Below are 13,265 nucleotides of genomic sequence, written 5' to 3'. Positions count from 1 at the left end.
AACCCCAGGCAAGGCGGGATTGCCCGAACGAAGAGCTATTCGGGCACGGAGCGGGGACGCCGGCCATTCTCAGGAAGCTGCCGGCCGCTCGCTCTGTTCGGCCGTCAACTGGAACTCTTCGCCCGCATAGTAGGCCCGCACCTTGGGGTCCATGACCGCCCGCCACAGCGGCGGGATCAGCGCCAGCACCACCATCCCGGCATAACCGCTGGGCATCTGCGGGCTATCGTCATAATGACGGAGGACCTGATAGGGGCGTTTGGCGAAGGCATGATGGTCGGAATGCCGTTGCAGATGGAACAGGACCAGGTTGGTGAAGACGAAGTTGCTGTTCCAGGAGTGGGTATGGTTGGTCCGCTCGTAGCGCCCGTCCTCGCCCTTTCGCCGATGCAGGCCGTAGTGCTCGACGTAGTTGATGATCTCCAGCAGGGTCACCGCGACGAACGCTTGGCCAAGGAAGAAAACCATCCCCAGCCAGCCGAACGCCCAACCGAAACCGACCAGCAACGCCAGGCTCAGCAGGTACCACCAGATCAGTTCGTTCTGCCAGCCGAACACCGGCAGGCCCTTCTTGCGCAGCCGCACCGCTTCAAGGCGCCAGGCGTTGAGGAAGTTGTACTTGTAGGCATGCGGCAGGAACTGGTAGACCGACTGGCCGAAACGCGCCGACGAAGCGTCCTCCGGCGTAGACACATGCACATGGTGGCCGCGCACATGCTCGACCTTGAACCCCGCGTAGCACACGGCGGCCAGCAGGATGCCGCCGGCAGCCTGCTCCAGCGCCGAGTCCTTGTGGATCAGCTCATGGGCGACGACGATCCCCACCGCTCCCATCACCGTGCCCATCGAGAGGATCCAGCCCAACCGGCCGAGCCAGCCCCACCCCTGGAAAGCGACGAACACGCCAGCGGCCCACACCAGCGTACCGATGAGCACCGGCACCGTGGCCAGGGTCAGCAATACGTAATAGCCCTGGCCGAGCAACTGCGGCGTCTGGGTTTCCTCGTCGGGGTTGGCCGGGTCGCGGCCGAACAGCATGTCCAGCAGCGGCCCGATGCCGAATACCGCAATCACCAGGGAAAATGCCCAGAAGGCCGGATGTGCGCTGTCCTGGGCCATCCAGTAGTTGAACGGCATGGACAACGCCAGCAGCAACCAGAGCCAATAGGCGTACTTCTTGATGGCCAGCATGGTGCTGGGAGAGAAATTTTCAAACATCGTGCGCTCCAGTTTTTGTCCGACAATCCTACAATCGAACCATCACCGAGCCGGGCTGCCAGGTCACCATCACTAAAGGTTGGCCGCCCCCCCCCCCGCCTTCACCCTGCTTGACCTGAATCAAAGGCCAAGTCCTCGCGGTTTTATGCCCATCGACTTTCTCGATATTCCATTTTCATCCGTACTGGCCGTCTCTCGCTGCCGGCCGCGCTGGACCGTGGATACCCGGCTTTCCTGGGGAAGCCGGGTATCCATCGCATCAGCCGATAGGAATCACCGGTTATTTCCCATTGATCTCATCGAGGCCGTCGCTAATATCGAATCCAATTTCCAAACAAGGAGCCTCACGATGTCTGACGCATTCCTCTCCTCCATCAAGAACCGCCGCACCATCTACGCCCTGGACAAGCAACTGCCCGTCTCCCAGGAGAAAATCGTCGAACTGGTCAAGGAGGCCGTCTCGCACAGCCCTTCCGCGTTCAACTCGCAGAGCTCGCGGGTGGTCGTCCTGTTCGGCGCCGAGCACGAGCAGTTCTGGAACATCGCCAAGGACGAGTTGAAGAAGATCGTTCCCGCCGACGCTTTCGCCGCCACCGAAACCAAGCTCAATTCCTTCGCCGCCGGTGCCGGCACCGTACTGTTCTTCGAAGACCAGACGGTAGTGCGCCAGCTTCAGGAGCAGTTCGCCCTCTACGCCGACAACTTCCCGGTGTGGTCGGAGCAGGCCAGCGGCATGGCCCAGTTCGCGGTCTGGACCGCCCTCGCCGAGCACAAGGTCGGCGCCAGCCTGCAGCACTACAACCCGCTGGTAGATGCGCAGACCCACAAGACCTGGAACCTGCCGGAAAGCTGGAAGCTGCGCGCACAGATGCCTTTCGGCGCCATCGCCGCTCCGGCGGGCGAGAAAGCCTTCATCGCCGAAAGCGAACGCTTCAAGGTCTTCGGCAACTGATCGGCCGAGATCGCCGTAGAAAAGCCCCGCCTCGTCGCGGGGCTTTTTCTTTCCCCCGCGCCTCAGCCGCGACGCACCGCCGGCCTCGGCAGGCGCACGCTCCAACCCTGCTGCATGCCCGCCGCGGCGAGCAGGATGGCAGCCACGCCAAGCCACTGGGCCAGGCTCAGGCGATGTTCGAAGACCAGCCAGTCCACCAGGATCGCCGCGACCGGATAGATGAAGGACAAGGCACCGGTCAGCGCCGTCGGCAATTTCTGAATGGCGCCGTAGAGCAGTACGTACATCAGCCCGGTATGGACGATTCCCAGGGTCGCCAGGCTGGCCCAGGGAGCAACGTGCCGGGGCAGTTCGGCAAGGTTCGCCAGCGGTGCGAGCATCAGCACGCCGGTGCCCACCTGGATCAAGGCGATAAGATGCGGCGGCGTGCCTTGCAGGCGCTTCACGATCAGCGCGGCAAAGGCATACAGCAGCGCGGCAGCGAGCGCCAGGAGGATACCGAACAGGTAGTCCCCGCGCGGGGCGTCGCTGTCGCCGTGGGCGCTGACGATCGCCAGCATGCCGGCGAACGAAAGCCCCAGCCAGCCCAGCTTGCGCGCCGTGACCTTCTCGCCGAGAAACACCGCGCCTAGCCCCACCAGCATGAACGGCTGGACGTTGTAGACCGCGGTACCGATGGCGATCGAAGCCCGTGAGTAGGATGCGAACAGCAATACCCAGTTGCCGACGATGAACACCCCGCTGAGGAGCGCCAGCAGGAACGCCTCGCGCCCCAGGCTGCCGCGGCGCAGGAAACCCAGCGCGGCACAGGCGACCAGCAGCGTGGCGAAACCGAATACGCAGCGCCAGAACACCACGTCCAGCACGGGCTGCCCGGAGAGCAGCACCAGCCAGCCAATGGTGCCGCAGATCAGCATGGCCGAAGTCATTTCCAGCGTACCGCGACGGATCGGATCGTTCATGGGCGCTCTCCCGCAAGACAGGCCTATGATTATCCAAAGTCGTCTTCCAGCCCTCCATCGCACTACTCAGGCAAAAACCCGTGACGACCTTTTTTATCAGGGCTATTTTGAAAAAAAACTTTCGAGGCCGACATGACCGACGACATCGACCAACGCCTGATCAACGCCCTCATGGCTGACTCGCGACTGTCCCTCAAGGCTCTCGCCCAGATCAGCGGGCTATCGGCCCCGAGCGTCGCCGAACGCCTGCGCAAGCTGGAAGAACGCGGCGTGATCCGCGGCTACACCCTGGATGTCGACCCCCGCTGTTTCGGCTACCAGTTCCAGGCGATCGTTCGCATCCGCCCCCTGCCCGGCAGGCTGCACGAGGTCGAGCGACAGATCCAGGACATCGCCGAGTTCACCGAGTGCGACAAGGTCACCGGTGACGACTGCTTCATCGCCCGCCTCCAGGTTCGTTCGATGGAACAGCTCGACACGCTGCTGGACAGGATCAACGGCTACGCGGAAACCAACACCGCCATCGTCAAGAAGTCCCCGGTTAAACGCCGGCTCCCCCCGATGACCTGAGCGAGGCACTCCGCATGCCCACACCCGGCACGGGTTCCGTCCCGGAATTGCAACTCGTCCCGTTCCAGCTGGAACACTTCCCAATCCTGCAACGCTGGTTCGCCACGGAAAAGGAGCTGGTGCAATGGGCCGGCCCCGCCCTGCGGCATCCGCTGAGCCTCGAGCAGATGCATGAAGACCTCGCGGAAAGCCGCCGGCGACCGCCGCTGCGCCTGCTCTGGAGCGCTTGCCGGGATGACCAGGTCATCGGCCATTGCCAGTTGCTGTTCGACCGCCGCAACGGCGTCGTCCGCCTGGCTCGCATAGTCCTGGCGCCAAGCGCGCGCGGCCAGGGCCTGGGGCTACCGATGCTGGAGGCGCTGCTCGCCGAGGCCTTCGCCGACGCCGACATCGAGCGCGTTGAATTGAACGTGTACGACTGGAACGCTGCCGCCCGTCATCTCTATCGACGCGCGGGGTTCCGCGAAGAAGGCTTGCGCCGCTCCGCCACCCGGGTCGGCCGGGAACGCTGGAATGTCGTTCTCATGGGGCTTTTGCGGCAAGAGTGGGCGGCGGGAGGCGCCGGCAACGACTGAGGCGCAGGCGGATGCTGCACCTCATCCGGTACTACAGGTTGGAACGGAGCCGCCACAGTTCGGGGAAGAGGATGGTATCGAGCATGCTGCGCAGATACCCCACTCCCTCGGTTCCGCCCGTGCCGGGTTTGAAACCGATGATGCGCTCCACCGTGGTCACGTGACGGAAGCGCCACTGGCGGAACGAGTCCTCCAGGTCGATCAGTTTCTCCGCCAGCTGATACAGGTCCCAGTAGCGTTCCGGCGCCTGGTAGACCTGTCGCCACGCCGCCTCCACCGAGGCCTCGTAACAGGTGCCGGCCGCCGCGTCCCGGGCGAGCCGCTCCTGGCTTACCGGCAACCCCTGGGCGGCCATCAGGCGGATCGCTTCGTCGTATAGCGACGGCGTATGCAGGGCCTGCTCCAGGGCCGTCAGCAGCTCGGCACGGTGAGCATGGGGCTTGAGCAGGGTGGCGTTCTTGTTGCCGAGGATGAATTCGATCTCGCGGTACTGGTAGGACTGGAAACCGGAAGACTGGCCCAGGTACGGGCGGATGGTGTTGTACTCGGTCGGCGTCATGGTGGCCAGCACCGCCCAGGCGTGTACCAGTTGGTCGAAGATCCGCGAAACCCTGGCGAGCATTTTCAGCGCCGGACCGAGCTTGCCTGACTTGACGTGCTCCCGGGCGGCCCGCAGTTCGTGGAGCATCAGCTTCATCCATAGCTCCGAGGTCTGGTGCTGGATGATGAACAGCATTTCGTTGTGGTCGGGCGAAAGCGGGAACTGGGCGTCCAGAACCTTGTCCAGCTTCAGGTAATCGCCGTAGCTCATCGCATGGGTGAAGTCCAGGGCGGCGTTATGCCACTCAGCCTCTCCGTCCGTTTCTCCCTGGGCCTGGGAGTGAGGGCAAGGACACATGTGAATCTCCTGAATTCGGCGGCAGGCGTCGGAAATCGATGAGCGACCTGCCGGCAACGTTGTCGGGGGTGGCTTCGACACGGTCGAAGCGCGCTCATTTTACGATGCGCCCATTCGAATATTCGTGCAAAGCATCCTTTCCTGCCCGTCCCCGATGAAATCTAATTCGACGGATCGATGGAAAAATCGAATTTCGGATCACTCGCGGGTCGTGGCCGAGAAAAGCCCGGATAGCGGATCCGTGACCATTAGGCCTCGTCCCGAGAGCCTGGATTTCGACCCGCCACTCCATCCAGCGAAGCGACACGAGGCCCGCCGTCGAACTCAGCCGGCGCGCCCGAACACCCTGTCCAGGTGCGCCTGGTAGGCAGCGACGGTAGCCGGGACGTCCGGGCGCTTCATCACATCCACCGCGAGGAACGTCGGCAGGCCGGACATGCCGAGGAACTGGTTGGCCTTGTGGAAGGGGAAATACACCGCATCCACGCCTTTCCCTTCGAAGAAGTCGCTCGAATCGTCGAACGCCTGCCGTGGTGCATTCCAGGTCGCCGAGATCATGTAGCGCTTGCCCTGCACCAGACCGCCGCTGCCATATTTCTGCGTGCTGTCGGAGCGGGTACGACCGTCGTTGGCATAGAGGCTGCCATGACCGGCCGTGAAGACTTCGTCGATGTAGCGCTTCACCGTCCACGGGGCGCCCATCCACCAGCCGGGCATCTGGTAGATCACCACGTCGGCCCAGAGGAACTTGTCCACCTCCGTCGGGATGTCATAGCCACCGTCGATGAAGGTCTGGCGCAGGTCGAAGCCACGGCGGTCCAGATGGGCCAGGGCGGTTTCGTGCAGGGTCTGGTTGAGGCGACCGTCGGAATGTGCGAAACGCTTTCCGCCGTTGAGCAGGAGAATGTTTTTCATGGTGTTCCGTACATGCTGGAACCGCAGCGGAGATGCCTGCCGATCCCGGGTTGAAGAGAGCGGCAGGTTAGATAGGCGCAGGGAACGGAAAAAGTCGTACGGCGGTAAAACAGATTTGATCCGCACTCACGAATCGCCAGAAGAGCTGGGATGCGCGTCTTCATTGCGCCCCCACGCAGCCAGCCCTCGATGACCGGCACGAACTCTACCCGCAGCGAGCCATCACCAACGCAGTACGCACTGGCTCGCCAGCATTCGAACGCATGTGAGTACCCAGGATTGCAGCAACAGGCTGTGACGCGCTCGACTCAAACGCTCCTTCCTACGCGCGGGACGAACGCTCCTTGGGAATCCGCAAGGAGTAGATTAGGATTCTTCCCGCACTCGCCTTAAGTCATTGGCCCGTATAGATAAGGATATCTCATGAAAACCATCGCTCGGCGTCTGAGCCCCTTCGCGATCCTGCTCCCGGCAAGCCTGTTGTCAGCCTGCGCCTCCCTAGGCAACGCCGGACTCGGCGGCTCCCAGCAGAACCCCACCAACCAGCTCCTGAACATGATCGATGAGGCTACCCGCGAAGGCATGTCCGTGGTGCTGGTACCGGCACTCATGCCCAACAAGAGCGTGACGGACCTCTCCAGCTACTCGCATCGGGTCATATTCAAGAACAAGGACGTGCCCGGGATCGCCTACATGCAGGCCTTTGCCAACAACGACCTGGAGAAGATCAAGGAAGCCGTCTATCTGTGGGACTTCCTCGAGGTCAACATCGTCCCGCCGGGAACCTACCTGCTGTCCGGAGGGATCGACTACAAGATCGACAGCACCCTTGCCCAGATCAAGGCGCCAAAGGGGCAGCCGGCTGCCAGCCCACTTGGTTCGGTGAACCTGTCCGCCGTGCTGTATCGCCGGTTCGTGAAGGAGAACTACTGGCGCGACGCCTCCTATGCAGACAAAACCTACACACAGAATGTCTGCAGCGCCGTGCACATGGCCTCCGGCCAATGCGTGGGCTGGACCGAGCAGCAATACAGCCAGCGGGAAATGGTCTCGGATGCCGGTTGGGCCGAAGGCACGAAGATCGAGGATGTTCCCTCCATCAAGCTGCAAGCGCAGATACCCGACGCCTATGCCCCGCTGTCCTTCACCATTCAGCCTGGGCAGATCCTGCTCAGCGATCGATTCCACTTGAAGACCCCGGCCGTGAGCTATGACAGGAAGACCTGCAAGGCCGTGGACACGCAAAACATCAAGTGCGCCTTGCAGGATATCCAGGTCTTCATGAGGCCAGCGCCCATGGAGCTGACGAAAAGGTTCATCGATCGCGAGCAGCCAAGGCTTGATGAAACGGGCCGCCAGGTGCTCGCGCGCATCCAGCCGATGAAAACCGAGATACTCGGCGAAGCAGGCATGGAAGACCTGACCTGGGGCCTGCCGGTTTCCTTGAAACGCAAGGCAAGATGAAACGGGCCCTCCGCCGAGCGCCTTCCGCTCGCGGTCGCCACAACGGTTGATCGATAGAGGCCCGGAAGGCAGGCGGCAGGACAGACCGGCTCGGCTGGTCATGTTCGATGACGACCAGCCGATGACCGACCCAGACCGGATCTTGCGTCCAGATGAAAGCCGCGCACGGGGCTGGATTGCAGGCAACGGCCGAAAACGTGACAGGTGCTGGGGTACTCCTCGGACACTCCGGGAAAGTAGCAATTACGGAGCGGTTATCGGGAAAGGGAGGCGGTTGCGAGACCGTAAAAGTATGAAAGCGTTATGGGGGCACCCCAAGGAACTTGCTTCAGCAATACCGGACAGGAAAGAAAAAAGCCCCGTAACTCACTGAGCTACGGGGCTTTCCTGTTGGAGGCTGAGGTCGGAATCGAACCGGCGTTCACGGATTTGCAATCCGGTGCATAACCACTCTGCTACTCAGCCTTTGAGCGAAGCGACATGCGTTTGGCATATCGCTGAAATTTCTTTCCTGGCGCGATTTTGAACTTATAACCCTTTGATTTCAAAAGATTTTTAGCTCACTCATCGCTGGAATGGACGCAATTATGGACGGATTCGCCGAGCTTGGCAAGCGCTCTACGAAAAAAACTTTGCAGATCAGGCTATTGCGTAGCACAAGCCGGGAGAAACGGGCCCAGACGTCCGCGAAATGGGCCCGCAGCGACCGGCAACCGAGGAGCGCGCCAGGATCCGACGCGCCCTGCCCCGGCGATCAGTTCGCCTCGGGGCTCGCTTCGGTTGCGGGCGCTTCAGGCGTCGGCGCCTCCGTGGCGGCCGGCGCTTCGCCACCCGCCTGTGCACGCTTGGCGCGCTTCTCGCGCATCTGCTCGCGCTGCCGGCGAGACGCCTGCCGCCGCGCATACACCGCCTGCTCGGCGGTTACCTTGCCGGCAACCTGGCCTTGCAGATCCAGTCGCGGCGCATCTTCCACCATACAACTCCAGTAGCGGCTGCCCTGGCACCAGGTGGCGATGGCCTGTTTCAGTTGTTCGGCGGTGATTCCCAGTAGTTCGAGGTGCTGCTGCGCATCCTGGAGGATGCCCTGCTTGAGCGGAACCTTGGCCGCGGGACTTTTCGGAAACGCCAGCGGAAAATGCCGTTGCAGCCTCCAGATAGCCTCGACTCCCGGCTCGACGGCTTCACGTTTCTTCGCGCGTCCCGCGGAGCTTTTGGTTTGAGCCGGTTTAGCCTGCGCCGCCTGTGCGCGCAGACGGTCTCTCAGCTCGGCAAGTTGTTCAAAACCCATCGTTCGCTTCACTAGTGCTGGTTCATTTCTGCGAGAGATTACCCGATACATCCGCTCGCGGCACGCAAAACGGCAACCAGTCGGGCACTTTCATTGCGAATCGACGCTCGTAGGCATGAGCGGCTCTCCCCCGTTCAGCGCCCGAGCGAGCTCATCGAGCGTAGTCGGCTTGAACAGGACCCGGTCCATGCCGGCAGCCAGGCAACGCTCCAGCGCATCCTTCTCGGCGCTGGCGGTAAGCGCTATCACCAAGCAGCGACGCCGACCGCCAAGGGCTTCTTGCGACCGGATCCGTCGCGCCAGCTCGTAGCCATCCATCCGCGGCATCATGCCGTCGCTAATCACGACGTCGAAGTCTTCGCCCTGCCAACGTTCGAATGCTTCCTCGCCATCTTCCGTGGAGGTCACCCGGTGCCCAAGGCTTTCCAATTGCATGGTCAGGGTCAGCCGATTGAACGGATGGTCTTCCGCAAGCAATATCGAGAGCGCCCTTGCCTCTTTCCGCTCCTCGACCTCGGCAACTCCGGAACGCGCTTCGCTGGACTCGCTGGGCGGAGGCCCGGTCAGCGGAAGATCGAACTCGACCGAGAAGCAGGAGCCGTTGCCCAGTTCGCTGCGCAGGCTGATCTGGCCGCCCATCAGGTGCACCAGGCGTCGGCTGATATACAACCCCAGGCCGCTGCCGGACGCCTGGCCAAGCGCAGGCGAGCCGACCTGCGAGAATGGCCGGAACAGCCTGGCCTGGTCCTCCTCCGAAATACCGAGGCCGGTGTCGCTTACCTCGAGCAGCAAATGAAGCCTCTCCGCCTCGCGCCGCCCCACCGCCCGCACCGTTACCCCTCCGCGCTCGGTGAACTTGATGGCATTGCCCAGCAGGTTGAACAACACCTGCTTGAAATGCAGGGGATCCACCAGCACCCAGTGCTCGAGATCCCCGTCGAGTTCCAGTGCCAGGGAAAGATTCTTCTGCCGCGTCAGCCCACCAACCAACGGCAGGATTCCTCTGATCAACTCGCCAGGAAGCACTGGTTCGGGAGCTGAATCGAACCGACCGGATTCGATCCGCGACAAATCGAGAATATTGCCCAGCAGAAGCAGCAACCCTTGGGCGGCCTCCTGGGCAATGCTCAGCGAATCTAGGTCCAACACGCCCTTCTCGCCCTTTTTCAGCACCAGTTCCTGCAGGCCGATGACCGCATTCAATGGCGTGCGGATCTCGTGACTCATCGTCGAAAGAAACACGCTCTTGGCACGGTTGGCAGCGTCGGCTTGCTCTTCTGCCTGGCGGGTCTTGCGCACCTGGCGCATCAGGTAGAAACCCCAGATGAGGGAGATGGAAATCAGTACGCCGAACAATCCGCCGATCTGCAGAATCTTGCTCCGGTGATCGCGCCAGAAGTCCGCCCCTCCCTTGGCGAAGCGAGGCTCCCAGCGGTGGAGGATTTCCGCCACTTCTTCCGGAGCGATCGCCAGCTGCGCCTTCTCCAGGATGCCCTGCAGCTCCGGCTGGTTCCTCGCCACGCCGATGCTGATCGGGATGGAGAGGTCATCGAGGATACCGACGACCTGGATCCGGTTGTCGAAATGCTGGGCGGACAGATAGCGACCGGTATAGTCGCTGCTGATGGCGGCCTCGCTCTGGCCGGCGTCTACGCTGCGCATGGCGGCGAGGAAGGTCGGATAGACCTGGAGCTTGATCTCCGGGTGCTCGCGTCGAATGAAGTCGTTGAGAAAGTAGCCAATCGTCGTCGCCAATCGCTTGCCCGCCAGGTCCGCGAGGCCATGGACACGCCCCACCCTTTCATCCCGGCCACCCTGGCGGGCGCCCATCAGCACCGTGGTGCTGCGTAGATAGGGCGTCAGCACTTCGAGGCCGGAATCGAAGCGCTCCGACGAAGGCATGGTCGGCGTAACCAATGCCTCCCCCGCATCCAGTCGGCTTTTCGTCTCGACGAAGTTGCGTGCTCCAGTGAAGGAAAACTGCAGGCCACTGCGCTTGCCGATCAGGTCCAGATAGTCACGCCCGATACCACTCAGCCTCCCCTCGTTATCCAGTTGCCCGAGCGCGCCAAGGGAATGGTTGATCACCACCGGCACGACCGGGTGCGCGGAGAGCCAACGCTGCTCCGCCGGCGACAGCGTCACCCGGGGCTCGTCGAAGCGCAGGCGCCGCCCGGCGCTCCAGCTGCGCAACAGTTCGTCGCCGTAGCGCCCGCTAATATGCGGCAGGGCGCGATCGATGAGCGCGAGCAGAGGTTCGTCACCTGGCCGGAGCAGGAAACGGAAACCCTGGCTGTCGATGGGTGCGAAGTTCTCGATGCGCAAGTTCAGCAGGTAATGGGTCTGGATGAGGTAGTGCGTGGAAACTGCGTCCCCCAGCACGCCATCGACATCCCCCATGCTCAGCGCTTCCAGGGCAAGCTGCGGCGAGTCGAACCAGATGATCCTGCTGTGCGGATAGGCAGCCTTGATACGTTCGGCGGGAAGATAGCCCTTGACCGTGGCCAGCCAGGACTCCGCCTGCGAATCGAACGGGGCACCGCTGGAAGACACCAGTACCGGCCGGTCGGAAAGATACGCAGCGGATGCCAGCAAGCCGTGTTGTCGGGCCTCGACCTCGCTACCGACGCCAAGCAGGTCGATCTCCCCTTGCGACAACGCGTCGATTGCCGCCTGCCGCGACGGAAAGTCCCTGACGCGCAACGGCCGCTCGAACACCAGGGCCAGGTAATCGGCCGTGAAGCCCTTGTAGGAGCCTGCGTAGAAGATGGACAACGGCGGATAGTCGGGGGAAACCACGCCTACCGTCAGCGGCTCCCGTGCATCCAGCCACTGCCTGGCTCGTTTATCGAGCCAGGGACGCATCGTTGTCGTCGTACGCCCATCCGGCAGGATGGATTCGGCTTCGACGGGCAGCGGCTGCAGAGCGATCAGCAACAGGCAAAAGACCGCGGACAGCAACGACCTTGTCAGCATGTCGAGTCTACGATGGCAAAGTTCTCCGGCCGGACAGAAAGCAGCGCATCCGCGACCCGGAGCCTGCGGATACATCGGCAACGATGCCGCCATGTTAGCAGGTAGATGGATACTTTTCCCAGGAACCCACGCCTGTCGACACTCGCTCTGGCAGCCGCCTTATGCCCGGCTCGCGAAAACCCTCGACTCTTTCGCGTCGCCGGCTAGATCGATGAAGCCGCTTGCGATGACGTGCGCACTGGCCGTGGCATGCCTGCACTCGAAAGCCCAGTTCGAGCCGCACATCGCCGAGGGCAACCTGGTAGCGTGCTGGAAGGCTGGTGCGATCCATTCCCGGGCTATTACCTCCATCACCCAAGTCAGAGGCAACCTTCGCCGACCTTCTCAGTGGTCGTCGAAGCGCTGGCCTTGGGACGGCTCGGTCGAACGTGGCAGCCAAAGCAACAGGCGCACGAAGGCGGTCCAAGGTGCAATGAATCGAGCCCCCCCCCTGGAGTGCGACAGCCACACTTCTGATGTGCCGAGGCAGCATCTTGCGGCAAGCCGCCTCGCTGGCGAGACGAAGGGCTTCGCGAAACGTACGGCCCCGGTCGCCGGGAAAGCGGCAAGGAGAACCGCCCCTCGGCGCGGACGTTCCACGAACGGGTACGGGACTTGGAGGCGGAACGAAAAAAGGGCCCGAAGGCCCTTTCTCAATGATCTACAGACTTCATTGGAACTCTATAGATCTATATTTGGAGCGGGAAACGAGACTCGAACTCGCGACCCCGACCTTGGCAAGGTCGTGCTCTACCAACTGAGCTATTCCCGCATCGTCTTGGTGACGGGCGCCATTCTATAGCATCGCGGCGCCGTGTCAACTCCTTGATTCAAAAAAGTTTATTTCTCTTTCGGGGTGGTCGACAGATGCGGCCACGCGGCCAGCAGGTAGTGCACCATGGACCACAGGGTCAGCGCCGCGGAGATGATCAGCAGCACGTAGCCGAGAATCACCCAGAAGGTCATCAGCGGCGGATTCGCCAGGAGAATGACCAGCGCCAGCATCTGCGCCGCGGTCTTCCACTTGCCCAGGTTGGACACCGCGACCTGCGCCCTCGCCCCCAGTTCGGCCATCCACTCACGCAAGGCGGAAACCACGATCTCGCGGCCGATGATGATCACCGCCGGCAGGGTCAGCCACAGGTTGGCGTGCTCTTCCACCAGCAAGACCAGCGCAACCGCCACCATCAGCTTGTCCGCGACCGGGTCGAGGAAGGCGCCGAACGGCGTGCTCTGGCCGAGGCGCCGGGCGAGGTAGCCGTCCAGCCAGTCGGTGGCGGCGGCCAGGGCGAACACGGCACTGGCGGTCAGGTAGCTCCAGGACGTCGGCAGATAGAACAGCAGAATGAAGATCGGAATGAGCAGGACGCGCAGTAACGTGAGCAGATTGGGGATATTCATCGGACCA

The 13,265-nt window shown here is 62.4% G+C and carries 11 protein-coding genes and 2 tRNA genes; 4 read left to right on the top strand and 9 right to left on the bottom strand.

Annotated features, from left to right (window positions below; genetic code table 11):
* Positions 1-69: 69 nt before the first annotated feature.
* Positions 70-1,218 carry an alkane 1-monooxygenase AlkB1 gene (gene alkB1 / locus ACYAF3_RS23635; protein WP_031690268.1) on the bottom strand — a complete coding sequence of 383 codons (1,149 nt, stop codon included), beginning with the start codon at positions 1,216-1,218 and terminating at the stop codon, positions 70-72.
* 349 nt (positions 1,219-1,567) lie between these two features.
* Here alkB1 and ACYAF3_RS23630 point away from each other — a divergent pair, with 349 nt between their 5' ends.
* The gene (locus ACYAF3_RS23630; RefSeq protein ID WP_003113348.1) at positions 1,568-2,170 is read left to right on the top strand and encodes a nitroreductase family protein; all 603 of its coding nucleotides are present in this window, start codon (positions 1,568-1,570) and stop codon (positions 2,168-2,170) included.
* Between the two features lie 62 nt (positions 2,171-2,232).
* Here ACYAF3_RS23630 and ACYAF3_RS23625 read toward each other — a convergent pair whose 3' ends face one another.
* Entirely contained in the window at positions 2,233-3,132 is a 900-nt protein-coding gene (locus tag ACYAF3_RS23625; protein ID WP_003116840.1) for a DMT family transporter, read from the bottom strand.
* A 132-nt stretch (positions 3,133-3,264) separates the two neighbouring features.
* Between ACYAF3_RS23625 and ACYAF3_RS23620 the strand changes: the two genes are divergently transcribed.
* Both ACYAF3_RS23620 and ACYAF3_RS23615 read left to right on the top strand, forming a co-directional pair.
* Complete coding sequence (locus tag ACYAF3_RS23620; RefSeq protein WP_121377728.1) at positions 3,265-3,702, top strand: Lrp/AsnC family transcriptional regulator; 438 nt, start codon at positions 3,265-3,267, stop codon at positions 3,700-3,702.
* A gap of 14 nt (positions 3,703-3,716) precedes the next feature.
* A complete protein-coding gene (locus ACYAF3_RS23615; protein WP_003120045.1) occupies positions 3,717-4,277 on the top strand; it encodes a GNAT family N-acetyltransferase in 561 nt (186 codons plus the stop codon).
* Between the two features lie 31 nt (positions 4,278-4,308).
* Here the strand turns inward: ACYAF3_RS23615 and kynA are convergent, their stop codons facing one another.
* On the bottom strand, positions 4,309-5,175 hold the full coding sequence (kynA, locus tag ACYAF3_RS23610; RefSeq protein WP_121377729.1) for a tryptophan 2,3-dioxygenase: 867 nt from the start codon (positions 5,173-5,175) through the stop codon (positions 4,309-4,311).
* 324 nt (positions 5,176-5,499) lie between these two features.
* Positions 5,500-6,090, bottom strand: a complete 591-nt coding sequence (gene mdaB / locus ACYAF3_RS23605; protein WP_003120043.1) for an NADPH:quinone oxidoreductase MdaB — start codon at positions 6,088-6,090, stop codon at positions 5,500-5,502.
* A 423-nt stretch (positions 6,091-6,513) separates the two neighbouring features.
* Between mdaB and ACYAF3_RS23600 the strand changes: the two genes are divergently transcribed.
* Positions 6,514-7,554, top strand: a complete 1,041-nt coding sequence (locus ACYAF3_RS23600) for a hypothetical protein (protein ID WP_003102461.1) — start codon at positions 6,514-6,516, stop codon at positions 7,552-7,554.
* A 391-nt stretch (positions 7,555-7,945) separates the two neighbouring features.
* Here the strand turns inward: ACYAF3_RS23600 and ACYAF3_RS23595 are convergent.
* From ACYAF3_RS23595 to pgsA, 5 genes are all read right to left on the bottom strand, one after another.
* A tRNA-Cys gene (locus ACYAF3_RS23595) sits at positions 7,946-8,019 on the bottom strand.
* 289 nt (positions 8,020-8,308) lie between these two features.
* Entirely contained in the window at positions 8,309-8,842 is a 534-nt protein-coding gene (locus tag ACYAF3_RS23590; RefSeq protein ID WP_003099002.1) for a ProQ/FINO family protein, read from the bottom strand.
* 90 nt (positions 8,843-8,932) lie between these two features.
* The gene (locus ACYAF3_RS23585; protein WP_105579282.1) at positions 8,933-11,911 is read right to left on the bottom strand and encodes an ATP-binding protein; all 2,979 of its coding nucleotides are present in this window, start codon (positions 11,909-11,911) and stop codon (positions 8,933-8,935) included.
* A gap of 642 nt (positions 11,912-12,553) precedes the next feature.
* A tRNA-Gly gene (locus tag ACYAF3_RS23580) sits at positions 12,554-12,629 on the bottom strand.
* 68 nt (positions 12,630-12,697) lie between these two features.
* A complete protein-coding gene (gene pgsA / locus ACYAF3_RS23575; protein WP_003090349.1) occupies positions 12,698-13,258 on the bottom strand; it encodes a CDP-diacylglycerol--glycerol-3-phosphate 3-phosphatidyltransferase in 561 nt (186 codons plus the stop codon).
* Between the last annotated feature and the right edge of the window lie 7 nt (positions 13,259-13,265).

The sequence above is a fragment of the Pseudomonas sp. TZ252 genome (assembly GCF_056110345.1).
This window is presented reverse-complemented; position numbering and strand designations above follow the sequence as displayed.

Coding starts and splice junctions, on each gene's coding strand:
- alkB1 (WP_031690268.1), bottom strand. CDS start 1,218: ATGTTTGAAAATTTCTCTCCCAGCACCATGCTGGCCATCAAGAAGTAC.
- ACYAF3_RS23630 (WP_003113348.1), top strand. CDS start 1,568: ATGTCTGACGCATTCCTCTCCTCCATCAAGAACCGCCGCACCATCTAC.
- ACYAF3_RS23625 (WP_003116840.1), bottom strand. CDS start 3,132: ATGAACGATCCGATCCGTCGCGGTACGCTGGAAATGACTTCGGCCATG.
- ACYAF3_RS23620 (WP_121377728.1), top strand. CDS start 3,265: ATGACCGACGACATCGACCAACGCCTGATCAACGCCCTCATGGCTGAC.
- ACYAF3_RS23615 (WP_003120045.1), top strand. CDS start 3,717: ATGCCCACACCCGGCACGGGTTCCGTCCCGGAATTGCAACTCGTCCCG.
- kynA (WP_121377729.1), bottom strand. CDS start 5,175: ATGTGTCCTTGCCCTCACTCCCAGGCCCAGGGAGAAACGGACGGAGAG.
- mdaB (WP_003120043.1), bottom strand. CDS start 6,090: ATGAAAAACATTCTCCTGCTCAACGGCGGAAAGCGTTTCGCACATTCC.
- ACYAF3_RS23600 (WP_003102461.1), top strand. CDS start 6,514: ATGAAAACCATCGCTCGGCGTCTGAGCCCCTTCGCGATCCTGCTCCCG.
- ACYAF3_RS23590 (WP_003099002.1), bottom strand. CDS start 8,842: ATGGGTTTTGAACAACTTGCCGAGCTGAGAGACCGTCTGCGCGCACAG.
- ACYAF3_RS23585 (WP_105579282.1), bottom strand. CDS start 11,911: ATGGCGGCATCGTTGCCGATGTATCCGCAGGCTCCGGGTCGCGGATGC.
- pgsA (WP_003090349.1), bottom strand. CDS start 13,258: ATGAATATCCCCAATCTGCTCACGTTACTGCGCGTCCTGCTCATTCCG.